This is a genomic window from Flagellimonas olearia, assembly GCF_004150225.1.
Taxonomy (GTDB): domain Bacteria; phylum Bacteroidota; class Bacteroidia; order Flavobacteriales; family Flavobacteriaceae; genus Flagellimonas; species Flagellimonas olearia.
The window spans coordinates 144,512-168,877 of record NZ_ML142907.1; the positions used below are offsets into that span (position 1 = coordinate 144,512).

21 protein-coding genes are annotated in these 24,366 nt (G+C 45.0%); 15 read left to right on the forward strand and 6 right to left on the reverse strand.

Annotated elements, in window-relative coordinates:
* Positions 1-89 precede the first annotated feature (89 nt).
* Complete coding sequence (locus DN53_RS00665; protein ID WP_129652500.1) at positions 90-467, forward strand: DoxX family protein; 378 nt, start codon at positions 90-92, stop codon at positions 465-467.
* 2 nt (positions 468-469) lie between these two features.
* Here DN53_RS00665 and holA read toward each other — a convergent pair whose 3' ends face one another.
* Positions 470-1,471: a DNA polymerase III subunit delta gene (gene holA / locus DN53_RS00670; protein WP_129652501.1), complete on the reverse strand. Its 1,002-nt coding sequence runs from the start codon at positions 1,469-1,471 to the stop codon at positions 470-472.
* Between the two features lie 27 nt (positions 1,472-1,498).
* On the opposite strand from holA, the gene DN53_RS00675 reads away from it, so the two are divergent.
* From DN53_RS00675 to DN53_RS00685, 3 genes are all read left to right on the forward strand, one after another.
* Positions 1,499-1,945 carry a type I restriction enzyme HsdR N-terminal domain-containing protein gene (locus DN53_RS00675; protein WP_129652502.1) on the forward strand — a complete coding sequence of 149 codons (447 nt, stop codon included), beginning with the start codon at positions 1,499-1,501 and terminating at the stop codon, positions 1,943-1,945.
* A gap of 12 nt (positions 1,946-1,957) precedes the next feature.
* On the forward strand, positions 1,958-2,959 hold the full coding sequence (locus DN53_RS00680; RefSeq protein ID WP_129652503.1) for a glycosyltransferase family 2 protein: 1,002 nt from the start codon (positions 1,958-1,960) through the stop codon (positions 2,957-2,959).
* Between the two features lie 98 nt (positions 2,960-3,057).
* Positions 3,058-3,930 (forward strand): OmpA/MotB family protein, encoded by an 873-nt coding sequence (locus tag DN53_RS00685; protein ID WP_116217782.1) that lies wholly within the window; start codon positions 3,058-3,060, stop codon positions 3,928-3,930.
* A 52-nt stretch (positions 3,931-3,982) separates the two neighbouring features.
* On the opposite strand, the gene DN53_RS00690 is transcribed toward DN53_RS00685, so the two are convergent.
* Both DN53_RS00690 and DN53_RS00695 read right to left on the reverse strand, forming a co-directional pair.
* Positions 3,983-4,603, reverse strand: coding sequence for an L-threonylcarbamoyladenylate synthase (locus DN53_RS00690; protein WP_129652504.1), 621 nt, complete (start codon positions 4,601-4,603; stop codon positions 3,983-3,985).
* A gap of 98 nt (positions 4,604-4,701) precedes the next feature.
* Positions 4,702-7,032 carry an ATP-dependent helicase gene (locus tag DN53_RS00695; RefSeq protein ID WP_129652505.1) on the reverse strand — a complete coding sequence of 777 codons (2,331 nt, stop codon included), beginning with the start codon at positions 7,030-7,032 and terminating at the stop codon, positions 4,702-4,704.
* A 132-nt stretch (positions 7,033-7,164) separates the two neighbouring features.
* Between DN53_RS00695 and DN53_RS00700 the strand changes: the two genes are divergently transcribed.
* From DN53_RS00700 to DN53_RS00720, 5 genes are all read left to right on the forward strand, one after another.
* On the forward strand, positions 7,165-7,704 hold the full coding sequence (locus DN53_RS00700; protein WP_129652506.1) for a DsrE family protein: 540 nt from the start codon (positions 7,165-7,167) through the stop codon (positions 7,702-7,704).
* An 11-nt stretch (positions 7,705-7,715) separates the two neighbouring features.
* Positions 7,716-8,990, forward strand: coding sequence for an amidohydrolase (locus DN53_RS00705; RefSeq protein WP_129652507.1), 1,275 nt, complete (start codon positions 7,716-7,718; stop codon positions 8,988-8,990).
* Between the two features lie 3 nt (positions 8,991-8,993).
* Positions 8,994-10,568 (forward strand): FMN-binding glutamate synthase family protein, encoded by a 1,575-nt coding sequence (locus DN53_RS00710; RefSeq protein ID WP_129652508.1) that lies wholly within the window; start codon positions 8,994-8,996, stop codon positions 10,566-10,568.
* A gap of 40 nt (positions 10,569-10,608) precedes the next feature.
* On the forward strand, positions 10,609-11,382 hold the full coding sequence (locus tag DN53_RS00715) for a coiled-coil domain-containing protein (RefSeq protein ID WP_129652509.1): 774 nt from the start codon (positions 10,609-10,611) through the stop codon (positions 11,380-11,382).
* Between the two features lie 75 nt (positions 11,383-11,457).
* The gene (locus tag DN53_RS00720) at positions 11,458-11,979 is read left to right on the forward strand and encodes a DUF7935 family protein (RefSeq protein WP_129652510.1); all 522 of its coding nucleotides are present in this window, start codon (positions 11,458-11,460) and stop codon (positions 11,977-11,979) included.
* A gap of 1 nt (position 11,980) precedes the next feature.
* Here the strand turns inward: DN53_RS00720 and DN53_RS00725 are convergent, their stop codons facing one another.
* Entirely contained in the window at positions 11,981-12,895 is a 915-nt protein-coding gene (locus tag DN53_RS00725) for a patatin-like phospholipase family protein (protein WP_129652511.1), read from the reverse strand.
* Entirely contained in the window at positions 12,892-14,982 is a 2,091-nt protein-coding gene (locus DN53_RS00730) for a M1 family metallopeptidase (RefSeq protein ID WP_129652512.1), read from the reverse strand. Before DN53_RS00730 ends, DN53_RS00725 begins: the two co-directional genes overlap by 4 nt.
* A 46-nt stretch (positions 14,983-15,028) precedes the next feature.
* On the opposite strand from DN53_RS00730, the gene recG reads away from it, so the two are divergent.
* Entirely contained in the window at positions 15,029-17,134 is a 2,106-nt protein-coding gene (gene recG, locus DN53_RS00735) for an ATP-dependent DNA helicase RecG (RefSeq protein WP_129652513.1), read from the forward strand.
* 46 nt (positions 17,135-17,180) lie between these two features.
* Here recG and DN53_RS00740 read toward each other — a convergent pair whose 3' ends face one another.
* Positions 17,181-18,293 (reverse strand): DUF2911 domain-containing protein, encoded by a 1,113-nt coding sequence (locus tag DN53_RS00740; RefSeq protein WP_129652514.1) that lies wholly within the window; start codon positions 18,291-18,293, stop codon positions 17,181-17,183.
* A 311-nt stretch (positions 18,294-18,604) separates the two neighbouring features.
* Here DN53_RS00740 and leuC point away from each other — a divergent pair, with 311 nt between their 5' ends.
* The 5 genes from leuC to DN53_RS00765 all read left to right on the forward strand — a co-directional run bounded on the left by leuC (position 18,605) and on the right by DN53_RS00765 (position 24,292).
* The gene (gene leuC / locus DN53_RS00745; RefSeq protein WP_129652515.1) at positions 18,605-20,014 is read left to right on the forward strand and encodes a 3-isopropylmalate dehydratase large subunit; all 1,410 of its coding nucleotides are present in this window, start codon (positions 18,605-18,607) and stop codon (positions 20,012-20,014) included.
* Positions 20,015-20,109: 95 nt separating this feature from the next.
* Positions 20,110-20,706: a 3-isopropylmalate dehydratase small subunit gene (leuD, locus tag DN53_RS00750; RefSeq protein WP_129652516.1), complete on the forward strand. Its 597-nt coding sequence runs from the start codon at positions 20,110-20,112 to the stop codon at positions 20,704-20,706.
* A gap of 24 nt (positions 20,707-20,730) precedes the next feature.
* Positions 20,731-22,248 (forward strand): alpha-isopropylmalate synthase regulatory domain-containing protein, encoded by a 1,518-nt coding sequence (locus tag DN53_RS00755; protein WP_129652517.1) that lies wholly within the window; start codon positions 20,731-20,733, stop codon positions 22,246-22,248.
* Between the two features lie 35 nt (positions 22,249-22,283).
* Complete coding sequence (gene leuB / locus DN53_RS00760) at positions 22,284-23,339, forward strand: 3-isopropylmalate dehydrogenase (RefSeq protein ID WP_129652518.1); 1,056 nt, start codon at positions 22,284-22,286, stop codon at positions 23,337-23,339.
* Between the two features lie 194 nt (positions 23,340-23,533).
* Entirely contained in the window at positions 23,534-24,292 is a 759-nt protein-coding gene (locus tag DN53_RS00765; RefSeq protein WP_129652519.1) for a methyltransferase family protein, read from the forward strand.
* The last annotated feature ends 74 nt before the right edge of the window (positions 24,293-24,366 follow it).

Sequence of the window (24,366 nt, forward strand, 5' to 3'; positions counted from 1 at the left end):
AAAATATCGAGTAAGGACGTATATTTATGCATCATTGTTGCATCGATTAAAAACATAATTAATATTTTCACGTCTGTAAAAACCCCCAAATGAAAAACAACACCTTAGTCCACTTGGGATTGGCACTGCTCCGAATAGTACCTTCAGTGTTCATGATTACCCATGGGTATCCAAAACTTTTAAAGCTTATCAATGGCAATACAGAATTTGCCAACCCTTTTGGTATTGGCGAGGCACCTTCCCTGTTTTTGGCCGTGATCGGTGAATTTATTTGTCCACTTTTAATGATCATTGGTTTTAAAACCAGATGGGCTGCCATCCCGACTGCGATTACCATGGCAGTGGCCGGCTTTTTCATCCATAGTGCCGATCCTTTTGGCACCAAGGAAAAAGCCCTACTCTATTTCGTGGTCTTTTTGGTGATTTTTCTTTTAGGGCCCGGCAAGTATAGCGTAGATAAGAAATAGCACTAGATGATTTCCGAAAGGAGTTCTTTCAATAAGTCGGCCTGATCCATATTATTGGCGCCGACTCCTTTGCCTTTTAAATCCAATTCACGAAGGCTGGACACGATACCACTTACCCGTTTCATGGGATAGTTTTTGGCAGCAACGGTATATTCCCTCACAAAATAAGGGTTCACACCCAATACCTTGGCCACATTCCCGGGGGAATGGTCGCTCAAACCATGGTATTGCAACAATTGGGTGAAAAAGGTGTTCAAGAGGGTCACGGTAACCACAAAAGGGTTGTCCTTGGGATTTTGCGCAAAATAATCCACGATTCGGGAAGCTTTGGCCACATCCCTTTCCCCAATGGCCTTCTTTAACTCAAAGTTGTTGAAATCCTTACTGATTCCGATATGTTCTTCGATGACTTCTGGGGTAATCTCCACACTTGGGGGTACCACCAAGGTCAATTTGTCCAATTCGTTATTGATTTTTCCCAAATCGGTCCCCAGAAACTCCACCAACAAGATACAGGCCTTGGGTGAAATCTTGTATTTTTTGCTGGCCAAGGTCCTCCGTATCCATTCCGATACTTGGTTTTCATAAAGTTTTTTGCTCTCGAAAAGCTCGCCTTTCTTTTGAATGGCTTTGTAAAGCTTCTTTCGCTTGTCCAATTTCTTGTACTTGTAGCAAAGCACCAATATGGTGGTGGGTTGTGGATTTTCGGCATAGGAAACCAAATTCTCTATGGTGCGGGACAGGTGCTGGGCCTCTTTTACGATCACCACTTGGTATTCCGCCATCATGGGGAAACGTTTGGCATTCGCAACCACCTCGTCCACACTGGTGTCCTTTCCATACAGAACCATCTGATTGAAACCTTTTTCATCTTCGGTAAGAACATTGTCCGATATGTACTTTGAAATCCTATCGATATAATAGGGCTCCTCCCCCATCAAAAAATAGATGGGCTTGGGGTTTCCCGCATCAATCTCAGCTACAATTTCCTTTATTCCGTCCATTCAGAAAAAAATCATCAAATTTGCCCAATGCAGTCATTGAACTTCCCAGCGTATTCATTCCGAATCAAAAATAGCCAAAATAGACACTACATTTTTGACGGTATCCGTAAAAAATTTGTGGTGCTCCAACCTGAGGAATGGGTCCGCCAGCATGTACTCCATTTTTTGGTCTTCACCAAAAATTACCCCAAAAGCCTCATCAATGTAGAGAAACAACTGACCGTGAACCAATTAAAAAAACGGTATGACGTGGTGGTCTTTAATCCGGATGGATCCATATTCCTGCTTGTAGAGTGTAAAGCACCGGAAGTAGCCATTGACCAGTCCACCTTTGACCAAATAGCCCGATATAATCTTCAATTACAATCCGATTACCTCATGGTGACCAACGGACTGGAGCATTACTATTGCGAAATGGACCATACTGAGGAAAAATACAGGTTTTTAAAGGAAATTCCTGATTTTAGCCGTTAATTTGCTGCCGTTTTGAAAGTCGCCGTAGTCATACTCAATTGGAATGGGGAAACCTTGTTGGAAAGGTTCCTTCCCTCTGTTGTAAGCTACTCGGAAGGAGCGGACATTTATGTTGTGGACAATGCCAGTTCGGACGGTTCCGTAGCCTTTTTAAAAGATGCCTACCCAAACATCCGTGTCATCCAGAATGAAGAGAATGGAGGATTTGCCAAAGGGTACAATGATGGTCTGCAGACCGTGGATGCCGATATCTTTTGCCTGTTAAATTCAGATGTGGAAGTGACCCCCGGTTGGTTGGAACCTATTATGGACTTGTTCCAATCCCATTCCGACATAGCCATTGTTCAGCCCAAAATTTTGGATTTGAACCAAAAAGACCATTTTGAGTACGCAGGTGCGGCCGGAGGGTACATTGATATGTTGGGGTATCCCTTCTGCCGCGGCAGAATATTCCAGGCCCTGGAAAGGGACGAAGGCCAATATAACGACACCAAGGAAATCTTTTGGGCCACGGGCGCCTGTATGTTTATTCGACGAAACGTGTTTGAATCACTTCATGGCTTTGATGAGGACTACTTTGCCCATCAAGAAGAAGTGGACCTCTGTTGGCGTGCCAAAAATGCTGGTCATAAAGTGTATTATGTGGGGCATAGCCATGTGTACCATTTGGGAGGTTCCACTTTGAAGAACATGAATCCCAAAAAAACCTTCCTCAATTTCAGGAACTCTTTGTATTCCATTACCAAAAACCTTCCCCGAAAAAAAGCGTTTCCCATTATCTTCTTGCGCTTGATCTTGGATGGCATTGCAGCCCTACGTTTTATCTTTCAATTAAAATTTGACCATTGTTGGGCCATTCTGCGTGCACATGTCAGTTTTTATGGTAACTTTATAAAAATGTACAAAAAGCGGGAAAAAGCTAATTTTTTATTAAAGTATCATACTACGACATCCATTGTATGGTCGCATTTCGTAAATCATATAAAGAATTTTAACATTTTAGTAAAAGATTAACTATACCTCAATGTAGAAAATTTGCATTTTATCTAATTTTGGTCGAGTTCTATTACTATGAAATATCTAACAATCCTTAAATTATACTCTGAACTATTATGAAAAAAGTTTTTCTAGGAACATTGGCGATGACTGTTCTACTATCATCTTGTGTATCATCAAAGAAATATGCGGATCTGGAAGCCAAACAAAAAGAAACCCAAGATTTATTAAACTCTGCCACTGTTAAGTTAAACGACTGCTTGGAAGAAAAAGCAACGGCAGACTCAAGACTTCAGACCCTCGAAGATCAAAACGCCTTCCTTAAGGCCAATAACCAAGAGCTCATCAACAACATGGGCAACTTGACCACCCTTACCACAAAAGGTGCCGAGAACCTTGAAAAATCTTTGGAAAGCCTGCGCGAAAAAGACCTTACCATCAGAAAATTGCAAGATGCCGTTACAAGAAGGGATTCTGTTAACCTTTCTTTGGTACAGAGCTTGAAAGGTGTATTGGGCAATTTGGATGACGAAGACATCGAAATCAGTGTTGAGAAAGGTGTTGTATTTGTTTCCATTTCTGACAAACTATTGTTCAGAAGCGGTAGCTACAACGTAACCAGCGCTGCCAAGGAAGTATTGGGCAAAGTGGCCAAGGTTGTAAACAACAAGCCTGACTTTGAATTTATGGTAGAAGGTCACACAGACAACGTACCTTACAGAAGCGGTGTTCTATTGGACAACTGGGATTTGAGTGCCAAAAGAGCAACTTCAGTTGTTCGTATCCTACAAAACGATTTTGGTGTTGACCCAGCTAGGATGACTGCTGCCGGACGTAGCTACTACATTCCTTTGGTAAGCAACGAAACCTCTGCCAACAGAGCCAAAAACAGAAGAACCCGTATTGTGGTACTTCCAAAAATCGATCAGTTCTACAGCATGATCGAAGAAGGCATGAAAGATCCTGCCATCGGTGGAAGTGGAAAATAAGAAATCAGTTTTTGACTGAATCAAAAAGCGGCCCAATGGGCCGCTTTTTATTTTAAAATATATCCAGCTCCCCCTTACCTTCCCGAACCACTTCAGGAACACCAGTGGATACATCAATGACCGTGGAAGCCACATTGTCCCCGTAGCCCCCATCAATGACCACATCCACCAAGTTCTGCCATTTCTCAAAAATGAGCTCTGGATCTGTGGTATATTCCAAGATATCATCCTCATCGTGAATGGAGGTGGAAACAATAGGATTGCCCAATTCCGTGACCAGTGCCCGGGCAATGTTGTTATCAGGCACCCGTATCCCCACGGTTTTCTTTTTTTTGAAATCCTTGGGCAGGTTATTGTTTCCCGGCAAAATAAAGGTATAAGGCCCTGGAAGCGCTCTTTTTAATATCTTGAAGGTAGCGGAGTCTATCTGCCGCACGTAATCCGATAAGTTGCTCAAATCTGCACAAACAAACGACCAGTTGGCCTTTTCCAATTTTATACCCTTGATGCGGGCAATGCGTTGCAATGCCTTGGAGTTGGTAATGTCACAGCCAAGGCCATATACCGTATCCGTAGGATAGATGATCAACCCTCCTTTCCTGAGTACGTTGCCAATTTTCTCGACTTGCCTCGGGTTGGGGTTTTCTTCATAAAGTTTGATGAACTCTGCCATATACCTCTAAAAATGGCTCCAATGCCAATCACAATGCAAGGTAACAAAGTTTACATTGAAAACATAAGCCTGAAAAAATGGGTGATGGATTATGGACATCAGTCCTTAATCACCTCTAGCTTGGCAAAACGGAGCAGTAGTTTTTTGATTCCGCCCTGGTCAAAAAGGATTTCCGCTTTCTTATCGTTCCCCACCCCTTCAATTTTAACCACCTTGCCCCTTCCAAAACGAGTATGGTTTACCAAAGCACCTTCGGCCAGATCAGAATCCGCTACCGGATTGATTGACGAAGGAGAAGCCAAATCAGGTTTCAGCTTTCTAAGTTTACGCAATTGATTCTCATTGGGGCGTTGTGTACTGGGAGGTGTTCCATTGCTTGGTTTCACCTGCCGCAGTTTACTCTTGTCCACTTCGCCGAAAATATTGGCGTTGATCATGGATTTATATCGATAGCCATCATTGACCGGGGTAAGGTTTTCCACATACTGTTCATCTATCTCCTCCAAAAACCTACTGGGTTCGGCATCGATCAATTTCCCCCATCGGTATCTATTCTGGGTGTAGGTAAGGAAAGCTTGCTTTTCAGCACGGGTCAACGCCACATAAAACAATCGTCTTTCTTCTTCCAGTTCGCTGCGGGTGTTCATGCTCATGGCCGATGGGAAAAGGTCTTCTTCCATTCCCACAACGTAGACATAAGGAAACTCAAGCCCTTTGGCCAAGTGGATGGTCATCAACGCCACCCGGTCATCGTCTCCCACATCTTTGTCCATATCCGTAGCAAGGGCCACATCTTCCAAAAACTCGGTCAAGCTTCCCGTGGCGTCCGCCAGTTCCTTTTGTCCTTCCACAAAATCCTTGATACCGTTCAAGAGCTCTTCAATGTTTTCCATTTTGGCAATTCCCTCTGGGGTTCCATCTTTTTTGAATTCCAACAGCAAACCGGTCTTCTTGGACACATGTTCCGCCAAAGTAAACGCATCGGAACCTTCATTCATAATCTGGAAGCTCTTGATCATGGTCACAAAATCCTGCAACTTACGCTTGGTCCCGGCATTAATACTCAGGTTGAGTTTTTCCAAATGCTCCATGACCTCATAGATGGAACGACCGTAATGATTGGCCGCAACAATGAGTTTGTCAATAGTGGTCTGCCCAATACCCCTGGCCGGAAAGTTGATGACCCGCTTCAGGGCCTCCTCATCCTTGGGATTCACGATCAACCGCAAATAGGCTAATACATCCTTGATTTCCTTGCGCTGATAAAATGAAAGTCCTCCATAAATCCGGTAAGGGATGTCACGTTTACGCAGTGCATCCTCAATGGCCCTGGATTGCGAATTGGTACGGTACAACACGGCAAATTCCCCATTCTGCATCTGATGTTGCATCTTGTTCTCGAAAATGGAACCTGCCACATACCGGCCCTCCTCTGCATCGGTAATGCTACGATGGATGATTATCTTATTGCCCGCATCATTGGAAGTCCACACCACCTTTTCCAACTGATCCTTGTTTTTTTCGATGATGGAGTTGGCTGCATTGACAATGTTCTTGGTGGATCGGTAGTTTTGCTCCAATCGATAGACCGCCACATCATCATAATCCCTTTGGAAATTAAGGATGTTGCTGATGTTGGCCCCACGGAACGAATAGATACTCTGGGCATCGTCCCCTACCACACAAATATTTTGGTAACGGTCCGATAAAGCTTTTACAATCAAATATTGCGAGTGGTTGGTATCTTGGTACTCATCCACCAAAATATAGCGAAACCGGTCTTGGTACTTCATCAGAACCTCTGGGAAACGCGTCAACAACTCATTGGTACGAAGTAAAAGATCATCAAAATCCATGGCCCCCGCCTTAAAACAACGGTCCACATAATTCTTATAGATTTCCCCCAAGCGCGGGCGTTTGGCCATGGCATCGGCCTCTACCAGTTCCGGGTTCTGGAAATAGGCCTTTACCGTAATCAAACTGTTCTTATACGAGGATATCCTGTTCTGAATCTGCTTGTATTTGTAGATATCCTTATCCAATCCCATCTCCTTGATAATGGAAGCGATCAAACGTTGGGAATCTTGGGTGTCATAAATGGTAAAATTGCTCGGGTATCCCAATTTATCCCCATCAAACCGCAGTAACTTCGCAAAAACCGAGTGGAAGGTTCCCATCCAAAGGTTTTTGGCCTCTGAGGTGCCCACAATATCCGAAATCCGCTTTTTCATTTCACGGGCGGCCTTATTGGTAAAGGTCAAGGCCAGAATATTGAACGAATCCACCCCCTGGTTCATCAAATGGGCTATGCGAAAGGTAAGTACACGGGTCTTTCCCGATCCAGCACCGGCAATGACCATCAACGGACCGTCCTTGTGCAATACAGGAGCCCGTTGCGCATCATTCAATTCATCCAAAAAATCACTCAAAAGCTCAGAAATTTAAAAGTAGGCGTGAAATTAGCCAATAATGCCCTCATGCTAAAATCAACCTATCAATATTTATAAACACGAAGGAGTTTTGAATTGAATTGAATATATTTAGCAACTCAACTTTTACTAATGAAATATTCCTTCTTGTTAACCATTTCCCTTATGGCCATGGTATCCCTAGGATTCTCCCAAGAAAAAAAAGCAGGACCTGTACTTGAAAATCACGGCGAAGTCTGGACCGTGGAAAATCCAGATTTCAAGACCGATACAAGCGCTGAATTCAAATTGGTGTTCGATATAATGGACAGTCCCGAATCCCACACCGAAATCAACAAAAAAATAGAAACAGCGGCACGTTTTCTGAACATGCATGCCCAAAGTGGGGTCCCGGTATCCCAACTTAAGGCGGCCTTGGTATTGCATGGAACAGCTGCCAAGGACATTATACACAATGAGGCTTACCAAGCTCGTTTTGGAACGGTCAACCCCAATTATGACCTGGTCAAGGAGTTGCTGAATGCCGGAGTGGAGGTCATTTTGTGCGGGCAGTCCTCAAAATCGCGCAACTACCCCAAAGAAGACCTTATTCCGGGCAGTAAGATTGCCCTTTCGGCCATGACGGCCCTTATTCAATTGCAAAACCAAGGATATCGACTAATAAAATTTTAAACTGATTTCTTATGAACAAAATGATCACCTTCGTGTTTTTGGTGTCCGGTCTAGGCCTTTGGGCACAGGACGCCAAATTGGAAAAAGACTATCAAGCCATTGAAAGCAAAGTCATTGAATGGCGGCGTGATATCCACCAAAATCCGGAGCTCAGCAACCGAGAGTTCAAAACAGCTGAAAAAATTGCAGCTCACCTTAAATCCTTGGGGATTGAAGTACAAACTGGCGTGGCCCACACGGGAGTGGTAGGTCTGCTGAAAGGAAAAAAACCAGGCAAGGTAGTCGCCCTTAGGGCAGATATTGATGCCCTTCCTGTGACCGAACGCAACGACCTTCCGTTCAAGTCTATCGTAAAATCAGAATTTTTGGGTACGGAAGTCGGGGTGATGCATGCATGCGGCCACGATACCCACACTGCCATTTTAATGGGTGTTGCCGAAGTACTTTCCAAAAACAAGGATAAAATAAAGGGTACGGTAAAGTTCATCTTCCAACCTGCTGAGGAAGGAGCGCCTCCAGGTGAAGAAGGCGGTGCCAAACTCATGGTCAAGGAAGGCGTACTTCAAAATCCGGATGTGGATGCCATTTTTGGACTTCATATCAACTCCCAAACACCCATCAACACCATCAAGTACAAGCCAGGAGGGGCTTTGGCTTCCGCCCAGCGCTTTGTAATCAATGTGAAAGGAAAGCAAACCCATGGATCGCAACCTTGGGCAGGGATTGACCCCATCATGATCAGCGCCAAAATTATCGATGGCCTACAAACGATTATCAGCCGCGAGACCAACCTTACCAACGAAGCTGCGGTCATTTCCGTGGGCAAGATTACCAGTGGGGTCCGGTTCAACATCATTCCCGAGAGTGCCGAAATGATCGGTACTATTCGAACCTTGGATTACGAGATGCAGAAACACATCAATACGCGTATGGAAGAAATGGTTCCAGCCATTGCCAAGGCTTATGGTGCTGAAGCAACCATAGAGATCACCACATCCACTGCCATTACATTCAATGATTTGGATTTGACCGCGCAAATGGCCCCTACCCTTGAAAAAGTGGCAGGAAAGGAGAATGTTACCATTCACAAAGCCATTACGGGTGCCGAGGATTTCAGCTACTTCCAAGAGAAAGTGCCCGGTATGTTTTTCCTTTTGGGAGGGATGACCCCAGGGACCACGGAATCCTTTCCGCACCATACCCCCGATTTCAAAATTGATGACAGTGGACTACTCTTGGGTGTAAAAACCATGACCCAATTGACTTTGGATTATTTGAACAAGTAAAACATGGAACCAATATTGGATTTTCTTGGAAGCATCCCATGGTGGGGATGGATTCTCATCTTTCTATTGCTGGTTGCCCTTAGGGATATCTTTTTTCAAAGAGCGCATACCATTAGCCATAATTTCCCCGTAGTGGGTCATTTGCGATACTGGTTGGAGAGCATTGGCCCGGAAATGCGACAGTATTTTGTGGCCAACAACCGAGAGGAACTCCCCTTCAACCGGATTGAACGGGGCTGGATCTATGCATCGGCCAAAAAGGAGAACAATTATGAAGGTTTTGGTACGGAAAGGGATATCTATGCCCATCAGCATATTTTTGTGAAGAACGCCATGATGGCCTACCAAATGCCACAAGGTCACCCCAATATCGACAATCCTTATTTCTTGCCCTGCGCCAAGGTCATTGGCGGCTACAACAAACGCAGAAAACCTTTTCGCCCGGCTTCCATCATCAATATTTCCGCCATGAGTTTTGGCTCCCTTTCCGCTGCGGCGGTAACAGCCATGAACCAAGGGGTGGAAAAATGTGACGCCTATCACAATACCGGGGAAGGTGGGCTATCCCCCTATCACAAACAAGGTGGGGACGTTATTTTTCACTTTGGGACCGGCTATTTTGGGGTGCGATCCCGGGACGGCAACTTTTCCATGGATAAACTAAAAATATTGGTGGATGAAAATCCTGCCATAAAAGGAGTCGAAATCAAACTTTCGCAGGGGGCCAAACCTGGAAAGGGCGGTGTTTTGCCCGGCGCCAAAATTACCCATGAAATTGCGGAGATACGGGGTGTTGAAGTAGGAAAGGATGTACTCTCCCCTTCAACACACAAAGCATTTAGTTCTATTCCCGAGCTTTTGGAACTTATTGAATCCATCGCAGAGGAAACCGGATTGCCCGTGGGCATCAAGGGTGCCATAGGAAAGCTGGACCAATGGGAAGAGCTGGCCGACTTAATGAAAAAATCAGGCAAAGGCCCTGATTTCATTACCATAGACGGTGGTGAAGGCGGCACAGGAGCAGCTCCACCCAGTTTTGCAGACCATGTTTCCCTACCATGGACCTACGGTTTTTCATCGGTTTATAAAGTTTTTGCGGACCGGGGGCTCACAGAAAGGATCGTATTCATTGGAAGTGGAAAATTGGGCTTCCCCGCCAAAGCGGCCATGGCCTTTGCCATGGGTGTGGACTGTATCAATGTGGCCCGGGAGGCCATGATGAGCATTGGTTGCATCCAAGCCCAGGTATGCCATACCAACCGTTGTCCCGCTGGTGTGGCCACCCAGAGCAAATGGCTGCAAAAAGGTATTGACGTGCCCCTAAAGTCAGATAGATTGGCCCAATACTTTAAAACATTCCGAAAAGAATTTTTGGAAATAACACATGCGGCCGGTTACGAACACCCTTGTCAATTTACCATGAACGACATCCAACTAAACGTGGATCATGACTATCTGAGCAGTGACCTTGAAGCCATTTATCGCTATAAAAAAATGCAGGTCCCTTTCGAGTCCATGCAAAACCTATATGATTGCGTACATTTGGGCGGAAAGCCAGTTCTAAAAAAAACATCATAATTTAGCAATCCATAAATAAACGACCATATATACACCACACATGAGAAAAAAGTTACCCCTAATTGTATTCTTAGCCTTGACCACCACCATGTTTTCCCAAAGAAAAAGTGACCTTTTGGCTGAGATTGACAACCTAAAATCGCAAATTTCAAGCGTTGAGCAGGATTTGGCCAAAGCCAAGCGCGAAATATCCTCCAGCAATGCCAAGGCTGAAACCTTGGAAGTGGAGAATGCCGGGCTTCGGGATGCCAATGCCACCCTTTTGGGCAACTTGAGCAACTTCTCGGAACTTTCCAAGCAAAATTCGGAGAATGTGAACCGGGCCATGGCCGCTTTGGCCAGAAAAGAAAAACAGCTCAGTGGTATCAACGATATGATATCGGCAAATGATTCCACGGCCATTGTTTCCCTGACCCGTATTAAACAAACCTTGGGTGAGAATGCAAAAGTAGCCGTTGGTGATGGAGTGATCGTTATCTCCAATAGCCTAAGCAGCCTTTTTGGTTCTGACACCTCCACTACCCTGACCGATGCCGGAAAGGAATGGCTTGCAAACGTTTCAAAGGTCATTTTGACCAACCCGAATTTCACCACAGAAGTTGAGGGACTCAATATTACGGGAGAGTTTGGCCCTACCTATGATCAAGCCGCGGCGGTTTCCAAAGAATTGGTGACTGTTCTGGGGGTGCCCAGTGGCAGTGTGTCCATCTCTGCCAAGGATGGCAATTTCAAGGAAGGGATAAACATTAAGTTGCAACCGGATTTTAAAGCATTTTACGCCAAGGCCAAGGAAAGTGCCAAAGCGGTCCAATAATCTCATGGGATAAATACTTTTTAAAAGTTTGGTTCGTTCTTGTTGTGTAAAATCAATAAAAAACCAAACTATCCCATGACTGGAGACAATATCCTTCAACTTTTCGCCTATTTGTTGCCCGCTGTTGTAACCGGGGCCGTTGCTTTTTATTTTTTTAGACTGCATACCCGGAACGAAGATGGTAGACGACGATTTCTTTTACATAAAGATTCCCAAAAAGACACCTTACCTGTCCGTTTGCAGGCGTATGAGCGAATGGTGCTTTTCTTGGAGCGGATTGCCATCAATAGCCTAGTGGTTCGTGTGGCACCCAAGGGAAAAAGCAAGAGTGATTACGAGAATTTGCTCATCAAACAGATTGAAACCGAATTTGAGCACAATCTTTCCCAGCAGATATACATGAGCGATGAATGCTGGAACATCATCAAAGCGGCCAAAAATGCCACCATACAGATTATCCGTTCCGCTGGCATGAGCGAAACCGATTCTCCGGACAAGTTACGGGAAGACATCCTTAACCAAACCATGGAAAAGCAATCACCTTCCAATACGGCCTTGGCCTATGTAAAAAAAGAGGTGAGCGAACTTTGGGATTGATCTATTCCTGATGCTCGGGATCTATAGGGCTTGTTTCCTCATTTTTATTCTTGGCATACAAATATCCCCGCTTCCACCACAAGGTCATACGCTCTTTATTGAATACCAATGAATTGGTGGTCAATACCGTAGGGGTGTAGTAAAAGTTGATGATGGCATCTTTCTGACCAGCTACCAGTTTTCCGATCCTAATGTTCTGGTTCTCTATCCGATCTAGCATAAAACTGAAGATGGTGGTGATCAAATCGAATGGATTTTTGGAGGACATTCGGTTGAGATAGTTCACTTCAGTATGCAGAACCACTACATCCACTTCGGTGGCACCACGGTTTAGGGCCTCCTCAATGGGTACGAGAGTTCCCAGCCCCCCATCGGCATACTCACAGCCTTCTTTTTTGACCAAGCTCATAAAGGGCGTGTAATTGGATGAAATCCAAATCCAATCACAAAACTCATCATAGGTACAATCGTTGATGGATTTATACTCCACCTGGTTCAAGGAGAGGTTGGATACCGTGACCACGACATCCATTTCACTTTCCTTCAATTCTTCAAATTCCTCAACGGTAATGGATTCCCTGATCAATTTTCGAAGGTTCTCACTTTCCCCGAATGTCTTTTTACCCTTGATAAAGTTTTTCACCACATTCCAGTGGTTGATGGCAATGATCTCTACTCCGTGCTTTTTTTTAATGAGAAAAGGGCAATTGTTGAAGATACTATCCTGGTTAACCGAAGAATAAATTTCCTTGATTTTGTCCAGCTTGTTGAGCGCCAAATGGGAAATCAGTAAACTTCCTGTGGATGTGCCCACAAAAATGTCGTATTTGTGTTGGGCCTCTTGGATCAGAAACTGTGCAACACCTCCTGCAAAAGCACCCTTGCTTCCTCCTCCCGAAATGACCAATGCCCTCATTTGCCCAAAGTTTTGTCCAAATATTGCTGTTCTTCTTGGTTTAACAAAGGATAAATCGCTTTTAATCGTGCGGTACTGCCTTCGCTTTTCAAGAATTCTTTCAACATGTTCCGGGATGTCTTTTTAAAATGCCATACATGATGGCTGCAGGACTCAATCAGGTTACGCAAGGTTTCATCATTGAAACCGCCAATGTTCTTCAAATATTGAAACGCCAACAACCGAACCTCAAAATGATGGTTGGAACTGGTATAAGAGCTCAATTCCTTAAAAAGCGCCGGTTTTGAATCCATTCGGTATTCTGGGGTCACCAAGGCCAATGTCAACCATAGCAAGCGAATGTTTTTGTTGGGAAACCCAATGATACCGTCTGTTTTGTCCAGATACGCTGCCCGCTTTTCGGGAAAATCTGTCCAAAGCCGGTACAATGCGGGTTCCAAGGTCGCATAACTCTTGTCCTGAAGCAACGTCTCAAAATCCATTTGAAGCCCTTGTGGCACCTTGGGCAAGGTAAGTGCCAACGCCTGACGGGCCTTTCCATCCTCTGTTTTTAGGACTTTTGCAATAAAACTTATAGGCAATACATCCCCATAATCCAACAATAAGCGATGTTTCAGTTTGCTGGAATGCCATGCGCTCCAGTTATTCTTCAATATGGTTTGGGCACTATCCTTGGACTCCCCTATGGTTTCCTTGATCTCAAAATAGGTTTTGATGGATGGGCTCTTCTCCACCAAAAAAGCTTTGACCTGTTCGAATGGGAAATCTGACTCTTGCAGCCAAAGATTTTCAAAATTGGAGAGATTCTTCCCCGAGGCTTTTTCCATCTCTCCCATAAAATCGGGGATGGTCACATTTTGAAAAGCGTACTTGGCCAAATAATTCTTTATACCCTGTTTAAAATTGGCATCCCCAACCCGGTCGCGTAGCATCACCAATGCCCATGCCCCTTTTTCATAAAAGGTCAAACTTCCTGCTCCGGAATTGGTAAGCTCCTCCCCGCTGCCATCTTGGGAAAACCTTTCCAAGGCCTCTGCTGTTTCCAATAAGTGCCAGTAGAAATATTCCTCCCCGAAAATATCCTTCTCTGCCAAGTAGGCATAATAGGTGGCAAATCCCTCATGCAACCAATGGTGGTTTCCACTCTGCTCCGTCACCAAATTCCCAAACCATTGATGGGCGAGTTCATGGGCATTGACATTTACGTAGTTTTTATCCGCAAAAGCCACGGAATCCACTACAAAGGTGTTGGAAAAAATGGTTGCTCCGGTATTTTCCATTCCAGCATACAAGAAATCCTGTACCGGAACCTGTTTATAGTTCTGCCAAGGATATGGCACTCCGATTTCCTGCTCTAAAAAGTCAAAAATATGCTGGGTAAATCTATAGGTCGGTTCTGCCTTTACACTGTCTTTGTGTTCATAATACAGCTCTATGGGCACCCCAGATGTGGAATGAATGGTCTCCTTTTCAAAATTCCCAATGGCAAAGGCCACCAAATAGCTGCTCATGGGTTTTTGCATATCAAACTGCCACAAATATCCATTCGCATTGGGCAAGGTTTCCTTTTTGACCAGTTTTCCGTTAGCAATCACGGTGTAGTCCTGCTTTAGGATGATATCAAGGTTAAACTCCACCTTTTCGGTCATATCATCAAAACTGGGCAACCAATGGCTGGTATATTTCCCTTGACCTTGAGTCCAAATCTGCTCATCTCCTTCAATAGCATCATCCCAGCCCAAAAAATAAACGGTTTGTTTGGGACGGGCCACATAATCCAAGGATAGAATATGGGAGTCTCTCTTCTTCATCTTTTTTTTGATGACAAGCTTTCTCCCGTTGTATTCGTAGTCTGCTCTGTTCCCATCCAAATACACCGCGGAAAAATCAAGGTTTACCGCATCAAGATAAATGGAGTCCACATCTTCGATCACATTGTATTGATAGGCCACACTTCCATTTATACAACTTTCGGATGGAGTGGGTTCAATCAAAACTTCGGCCCGGATAAAGTCCACCTTATCCTGAACCTGGGCAGAAAGCAATTGTATAAAGAGAAAAAAAATAAGTGCGGGGGTAAGCTTCATACCATCATCCTATCAAAAGTCCTTCCAAATTACATATTTTAGTTCGATGAATCCCAATTTTCTGCAAACTCCCATCCCATATCTAAAAGGTGTCGGCCCCAATCGGGCAGATACCCTCAAGGCAGAACTGGGCATAGAGACCTATCGAGACTTACTCCATCTGTTCCCAAATCGGTATCTGGACCGGACCCAATATTACAAAATCGCCCAGCTGCAACCCAGCGGTGCCGATGTCCAGATTGTTGGGAAGATCATCCATCTTAAAACCGTGGGACAGAAACGGGGAAAACGCTTGGTGGCCACTTTTGTGGACGAAACAGGACAAATGGAACTGGTCTGGTTCCGCGGCCACAAATGGATACGGGAGAATCTGAAAATCAATGAGCCTTATGTGGTTTTTGGGCGGATTTCCAAGTACGGAAGCACTTTTTCCATGCCCCATCCAGAGATGGAGCTCCTTTCCGAACACCAACAAGGGGTTAAAATTGCCATGCAGCCCATCTACCCTTCCACGGAAAAACTTGTCGCCAAAGGCATTACCAATCGGGTTGTGGGCAAAATGATGCAGCAGTTGTTTATCGAATCCAAGGGGCAATTTCCAGAATCGCTGTCCAACAGCATCTTGGAGGAGTTACTGTTGATTTCCAAAAGTGAAGCCCTTTTCAACATACACTTTCCCAAAAACCAGAATTTACTGGCCAAGGCGCAGTTTCGACTCAAGTTTGAGGAACTGTTTTTTGTGCAAATGCAACTCATCTCCAAAAAACTGCTTCGTAAACAAAAAATCAAGGGGATGCCCTTTGAAACAGTTGGTGAAAAATTCACCGGCTTCTTCGAAAACCACCTTCCCTTTCAACTCACCAAGGCCCAAAAACGGGTCATCAAGGAAATACGGAACGATTTGGGAAGCAATGCCCAAATGAATCGACTCTTGCAGGGCGATGTGGGTTCGGGAAAGACCATTGTGGCCCTCATGTGCATGTTGCTGGCCATAGACAATGGGTTTCAGGCCTGCTTAATGGCACCCACGGAGATTCTGGCCAGTCAGCACTATACGGGTTTAAAGGAGTTATTGGGCAATATGGATGTGAAAATTGCCCTATTGACCGGTTCCACAAAAAAATCGGAACGGACTTTATTGCATAATCAATTGGAAAATGGCAACCTGAATATTTTGGTGGGTACCCATGCGGTTTTGGAGGATAAAGTGCAGTTTAAAAACCTAGGTTTGGCCATTGTGGACGAACAACACCGGTTTGGTGTGGCGCAACGCTCCAAGTTGTGGCACAAAAATGAAATCCCTCCCCATGTTTTGGTGATGACGGCCACGCCCATTCCCCGAACCTTGGCCATGAGCCTATACGGGGATTTGGATGTTTCCGTGATCGATGAGCTACCCCCGGGCCGAAAAGCCATTAAAACGGTCCATAGATATGATGGGAATCGATTGAAAGTCTTTGGGTTCATCAAAGATGAAATCCAAAAAGGACGGCAGGTTTATATCGTATATCCTTTGATCCAGGAATCCGAAGCCTTGGACTATAAAGACTTAATGGACGGATACGAAAGCATTGTCCGGGATTTTCCACAACCAGAATACCAGATATCCATTGTTCATGGGAAAATGAAACCTGCGGATAAGGATTATGAAATGGAACGTTTTGTAAAAGGCGAAACCCAGATCATGGTGGCTACCACAGTAATCGAAGTTGGGGTGAACGTACCCAATGCCTCGGTCATGATCATTGAGAGTGCGGAACGCTTTGGACTTTCCCAACTGCACCAGCTTCGTGGGCGTGTGGGCCGTGGTGCAGAACAAAGTTTCTGTATTTTGATGACGGGGCACAAACTATCAGAAGAAGCCAAAACCCGACTACAGACCATGGTTAGTACCAACGATGGTTTTGAAATTGCCGAAGTGGACCTAAAACTCCGTGGCCCGGGGGATTTAATGGGCACCCAACAAAGTGGTATGCTCAACCTTAAGATAGCCGACATCGTCAAGGACAACCAAATCTTAAAAACGGCACGCTACCACGCCCTACAATTGCTCAAGGAAGATCCTAGACTGGAAAAGGAAGAAAACATCCCCATCAGAAAGGCTTACTCCCGAATGATGCAAAACAAGACCATTTGGAATTATATCAGCTAAAAAAAGCCCGATCAATGTCGGGCTTTATCTTTTTATCAGCTGGTTTTTAGTTGATATCCGTACCTTCTTGAAGTCTGGCAATGTAGGCTGCAATGGCATCCTTATTGGGTTGGTCCGGAGCCCTACCCTCTGCTATTTTGAGGTGTTTTAGAGCCGTTTTATACTCTCCAACCGCAGAATACCCTCTGGCCAACCCAAAATCAACCGGCCAAGTATTTTTATGGTTTTTGGCATTCCATTGGAACACCGCCAAGGCCTCATCCTTCTTTCCCTGGGCAATCAATTGCCGTCCGTAGGTATGAATTTCTAACACAGAACCCAAGGGCATGGCCTCATCCATCACTGTTTTGGCCTCAGCTGTTTTTCCCTGTCGTTCCAAAATCTGGGATTTGATGCTAAGGTTGTTGAAGTTTTTCTGACTGAAAAACTGTCCTTCAATGGCCGAGTTGACCCACCCAAGGGCCTCATCCAAATTGCCCCCATTGTTCAAAGCATAGTTGGCAGCCTGCTCCCAGCTTTGCCTATTGAAGCCCGGCGAGGTCTGCAATTGTTGACGGATTTCCGCCAAAACATTTTGGGTGACATCCGTTTCAACCGTAAAAGGTATCTTCTTTTTCTCCCAGCTTAATGACACTACGGCCGAGTTGGCATCCACCTGGTCAAAACCATAGGTCAATAATTCCACATGGGGCACTTCCTCGGTCTGGACATCCACTCGAAGGGCATCTTCGGAAGGGTCGTAGAAATAGCTTCCCCAAGCCCCATGGTTTTGGGAAAAGATTACCGTGGCCGTGTTGTCTTCGTTCACGATCATGTGCAGTCCATATTCCCCTGCGGCAAGTGTTTTACCTCCAATGGTGAGGTCATGGGTGGTCTTGAATATGGTGTTCTCATTGGCGCCTGCCCTCCATGGGGATTCGGCTGCCGTTCCAAATCCAAGATTGTTCATGCCATAGGGGACCAATGCACCCCAAACTTCCCTATCGTTGACGCTGGGCCTGGAATAGACGATGGTGACATCCGTAGTTCCTATCCGTTGGGACACCTTTGCCATCTGGCTCCCCCTCGGCAAAAAGTCCAGCTGTGCAAAAGCGGTACTGGACATAAGAAATACGGTCATTAGAATTGTGGCCGAAATGGCCGGGTAAAATTTTCTCATGGTTCGTTTTTTTGATGTAGTTAATGAATAAACTTTTAAGTTGATGCCCTAAAGTATGTTGCTTCACGTTGGGATAGCGTTACAACAATGTTAAATAAAATTGGAACATGTTAAATTTCAATTAGTTACCATATTCAATTCAAAATCAAGGGAATCCATCAGTGATATTTGAAAATCCCCCGGCAACTTTTGTTAACATTCCATGTATTCTAGGAAAATGAACGTTGAACATCGTAATTTTACATCCAACCCAAAGGTGGGTTTTTATTGATATTTTAACTTTGTAGGCTTACAAATTATTGAATGTAACGATGAGCAAAACACTATTTGATAAAGTTTGGGATTCCCATGTGGTCCAACATATTGAAAATGGTCCCGATGTCCTTTTTATTGACAGGCATTTGGTGCATGAAGTAACCAGTCCCGTAGCTTTTTTGGGATTAAAGAATAGAGGCATCAAGGTATTGTACCCAGAGCGTACGTTTGCCACGGCAGACCATAACACCCCTACCCGAAACCAACATTTGCCCGTCAAGGACAAATTATCGGCCAATCAGCTTAGGGCCCTTGAGGAAAACTCCAAAGCCCATAACATCCCTTATTGGGGGCTTGGGCATAAGAAAAATGGTATTGTTCACGTCATCGGCCCGGAAAATGGGATTACCGTTCCCGGAGCAACCATAGTTTGTGGGGATTCCCACACTTCCACCCATGGTGCGTTTGGCGCCATTGCTTTCGGAATCGGGACCAGTGAAGTGGAAATGGTACTTTCCACCCAATGTATTATGCAGCCCAAACCCAAACGGATGCGTATCAATGTGGATGGAGCCCTCAGCAAAGCGGTTACCCCAAAAGATGTGGCCTTGTTTATCATCTCCCAATTGACCACTTCCGGAGCAACCGGATATTTTGTGGAGTATGCTGGCGAGGTGTTCAGGAACATGTCCATGGAAGGTAGAATGACCGTTTGCAATTTGAGTATTGAAATGGGCGCACGAGGGGGTATGATCGCTCCCGATGAAAAGACTTTTGACTATATCAAGGGACGTGAGTACACTCCCAAAGGTCAGGACTGGGATACCGCCATGGAATATTGGAAAACTTTGTATTCTGATGATGATGCTGTTTTTGACAAGGAGCTTTCCTTCAATGCCAGCGATATAGAACCCATGATCACCTATGGTACCAATCCAGGTATGGGTATGGGCATCCAAAAATACATTCCGCTTGCAGAAGCTGTTGAAGGCGGTGTGGCCACCTATAAAAAATCCTTGGAGTATATGGATTTCAACGAAGGTGAAGCCATGATTGGAAAACCCATTGATTTTGTCTTCTTGGGAAGCTGCACCAATGGTAGGATTGAGGACTTTAGAGCCTTTGCTTCCATCATCAAAGGAAAAAAGAAAGCAGACCACGTTACAGCATGGTTGGTTCCTGGCTCCCACCAAGTGGAAGCAGCCATTAGGGAAGAAGGTATTTTGGACATTCTTCAGGAAGCCGGTTTTGAGCTTCGTGAACCGGGATGTTCAGCCTGTTTGGCCATGAACGATGATAAGATTCCCGCTGGAAAATATGCCGTGAGTACCTCCAACCGAAACTTCGAAGGAAGACAAGGTCCCGGAGCACGTACCCTATTGGCCAGTCCTTTGGTTGCCGCCGCTGCCGCTGTTACCGGTAAGGTCACCGACCCACGGGAACTCATGGAAGAAGCATTCGCATAACAAGATACAATTGGCAATAAACAATGAACAATTATCAATATACAAAGGAACAACCTATTGTCAATTGGTAATTGTCAACTGAAAATTGAAATAACATGGCATACGATAAATTCAACATATTAAAAAGTTCAGCGGTACCCATGCCCATTGAAAATGTGGATACCGACCAAATCATCCCAGCCCGATTCCTTAAAGCCACGGAGCGTAAAGGTTTTGGAGACAATTTGTTCCGCGACTGGAGGTACAACTCCGATGACAGCCCAAAAGAGCATTTTGTATTGAACAACCCTATCTACAGTGGACAGATATTGGTAGGTGGAAAAAACTTCGGTTCCGGTTCTTCACGGGAACACGCCGCATGGGCCGTATACGATTACGGATTCCGTTGTGTGGTATCCAGTTTCTTTGCAGATATTTTCCGAAACAACTGTCTGAATATCGGAGTATTGCCCGTTCAGGTAAGTCCTGAGTTTTTAGACAAAATTTTCACGGCCATTGAGGCCGACCCCAAAGCGGAGTTGGAAGTAAACCTTCCCGAGCAAAAAATCACCATTTTGGCAACTGGGGAAAGCGAAAGCTTTGACATCAACGGGTACAAAAAACAAAATATGCTCAACGGTTTTGATGACATCGACTATTTGTTGAACATTAAAAACGATATTGAGCAATTTGCCGGGAACACTCCCTTATAGACCCTACCCAACCCTACACTGAAAATGAAAGCACGCACTGTTGAAATCATGGACACCACCCTAAGGGATGGTGAACAGACCTCTGGGGTTTCCTTTTCCGCTTCGGAAAAACTCACTTTGGCCAAACTTCTTTTGGAAGAACTCAAGGTGGACCGTATTGAGGTGGCTTCGGCCCGTGTTTCCGAAGGGGAGCTCAAAGCGGTCAAAAGTATCACCGAGTGGGCCCACAGCGAAGGGTATATCTCCAAAGTCGAAGTGCTCACTTTTGTAGATAATGGGGTTTCTTTGGACTGGATGATAGAGGCTGGCGCCAAGGTGCAAAACTTGTTGACCAAAGGGTCTTTGAACCACCTTACCCATCAGCTCAAGAAAACACCTGAACAGCATTTTTCGGATATTGCCACGGTCATACAAAAAGCGCAAGAATTGGGTATTGAAACCAATGTGTATCTTGAAGATTGGAGCAATGGCATGCGGAACTCCAAAGAATATGTGTACCAGTTTTTGGATTTTCTTACCACCCAACCCATTAAACGCATTTTGTTACCCGATACCTTGGGCGTATTGACCCATGGCGAGACCGGCCAGTTTTTTAAGGAGATCATTGAGAAATATCCGAACACACATTTCGATTTTCACGGGCACAACGATTATGACCTGAGCGTAGCGAATGTCATGGAAGCCCTCAAGGCAGGTGCCCACGGGCTACACCTTACCGTAAATGGTATGGGGGAACGGGCCGGTAATGCCCCCTTGGCCAGCGTAGTGGCCGTAATCAATGACTTTATGCCCGAGATTTCCATCGGGGTCAAGGAATCCTCGCTGTACAAAGTGAGTAAACTGGTATCAGCTTTTACCGGATTTGGGATTCCTGACAACAAACCTATCGTAGGAGATAATGTGTTTACCCAAACTGCTGGTATACATGCCGATGGAGATAGCAAGAAGAATCTTTACTTTAACGATTTATTGCCAGAGCGCTTTGGTAGAAAGCGCAAATATGCCCTAGGCAAAACATCGGGCAAGGCCAACATCCAAAAGAACCTTCAGGAACTGGGGCTGACCTTAAACGATGAGGAGCTTAAAAAAGTTACCGAGCGCATCATAGAACTGGGCGACAAAAAGGAAAGGGTCACCAAAGATGACCTTCCCTATATCATTTCCGATGTGTTGGACAGCGACCTCCATCAACAAAAGGTGTTTGTAAAGTCCTATGTGCTCACCCACTCCAAAGGATTGAAACCCTCCACTACCCTTTCCATCGAAATTGAAGGAAAGAGCTATGAGGAAAATGCACAGGGAGATGGACAATTCGATGCCTTTATCAACGCCTTGAAAAAAGTGTACAAAAAAGAAGGAAGGGAACTGCCCAAGCTGGTGGACTATGCCGTTAGAATCCCTCCTGGGAGTAATTCGGATGCGCTTTGCGAGACCATCATCACCTGGCAGACCAAGGAGAACGAATTCACCACACGTGGATTGGATTCCGACCAGACCGTATCGGCTATAAAGGCCACAGAAAAAATGCTCAACCTAGTATAGATAATTGTGTTTATTGAAAACTGATAATTAAAGAAATGAAATTAAACATAGCCCTATTGGCCGGGGATGGAATCGGTCCCGAAGTAATAGACCAAGCCGTAAAAGTATCCAATGCCGTAGCAAAAAAATTCGGACATGAAATCAATTGGACACCTGCACTTACCGGTGCTGCCGCCATTGATGCCGTAGGAGAGCCCTATCCAGACGAAACCCATGAGGTGTGTGCCAATGCCGATGCCGTACTTTTTGGAGCCATAGGACACCCTCGTTTTGACAATGACCCATCTGCCAAGGTACGTCCTGAGCAAGGCTTGTTGAAAATGCGTCAAAAATTGGGGCTTTTTGCCAATGTTCGACCCACATTTACTTTTCCTTCATTGATTGATAAGTCCCCATTGAAAAGAGAACGTATTGAAGGTACGGACCTTATCATTCTTCGTGAGCTTACCGGAGGGGTCTATTTTGGGGAAAGAGGGAGAAAGGATGACGGCAACACTGCCTTTGACACCATGACCTACCAACGCTTTGAAATAGAGCGGCTGGCCCGCAAAGGTTTTGAAATGGCCCTAAAGCGTTCCAAAAAGCTTTGCTGTGTGGATAAGGCCAACGTATTGGAATCTTCTCGTTTGTGGAGGGAAACTGTCCAAAATATGGAAAAAGAATACCCGGAAGTGGAAGTGTCCTATGAATTTGTGGATGCCGTGGCCATGCGTTTGGTACAATGGCCCAAAGCCTACGATGTCATCATTACCGCCAACCTATTTGGGGACATCCTCACCGATGAAGCTTCGGTAATTTCCGGATCCATGGGATTGATGCCTTCTTCTTCCGTAGGAAGCAAGGTGTCGCTTTATGAGCCCATTCACGGTTCCTACCCTCAGGCAGCTGGAAAGAACATAGCCAACCCACTGGCAACGGTATTGTCTGCCGCCATGTTGTTTGAAGATTTGGACCTTGCCGATGAAGCTGAGGCCATTCGTGCCGTGGTCAATAAATCTTTGGCCGAAGGCGTGGTCACCGAGGATTTGGCCGAAGGCGGCAAATCATTTGGCACCAGTGAGGTGGGTGATTGGTTGGCTTCCAACTTATAATCCATTTCAAAACAAAATTCCAAGAGCCCCTTTATGGGGCTTTTTTTATACCTAAACATCCCACTTCCCAATTGCTCTTCAATTCAAACCCTGTTTACGTCAATCCATAAGGGGCATCCGTCAATTGCACCCTCTTTCTTGATTTGGACCATACTAGTTTTGGTGCCCAACAACAATCTCAAAAGGAATTTAAAATGGCACTACAGGAAGAATTTGAACAACAGGGAATTTGGCTGTTCCGGTATCGAAGCTTTTTGCCTTTGATCTTTATCGCAATCGGTATTGGCCTGTACATCAATACAGAAATCCACCCCGAAACCTTTTTCATCAAGAACACCCCTTACGAAATACATTATGAACTTTTCTGCCTATTGGTTGGGTTGTTGGGGCAGCTTATCCGAATATTCACCATTGGCCACGCTCCAAAGAACACTTCTGGTCGAAACGTAAAGGGTCAGGTGGCCGATACGCTCAACACCACCGGCATCTATTCCGTTGTGAGACACCCTCTTTACTTGGGGAACTTCTTTATGTGGTTGGGGCCGGCCCTACTGACCGGAAACTTTTGGTTCGTTACGGCCTTCTGCCTCCTGTTTTGGGTGTATTATGAACGTATTATGTTCGCTGAAGAGCAATTTTTGCGTAAAAAGTTTGGGATGACCTATTTGCATTGGTCCGAAAGGGTTCCAGCCTTCATCCCCAATTTTAAGCAATACAGACAACCCATTATGACCTTTAGTTGGAAGAAGGTATTGAAACAGGAAAAAAATGGTCTTTTCAATCTCTTTATCATCTTTTTTGTGTTTGATATGGCCGGGGAATTCATCAATGGAACTGCCAATTATAACTTGACCTTTTTGGTAGGCTTTGTACTTGCCAGTATCAGCTTTCTAGTATTGACCTTCTTGAAACGACGAACCACAGTCCTTGATGAGGAAAATACGTTACGATAAAGAATTTTCATTTGCCCTTCACCTATTTCTAAGCTCGTGTAAATCCATTACCTAAGAGCGATCATCACCCATCC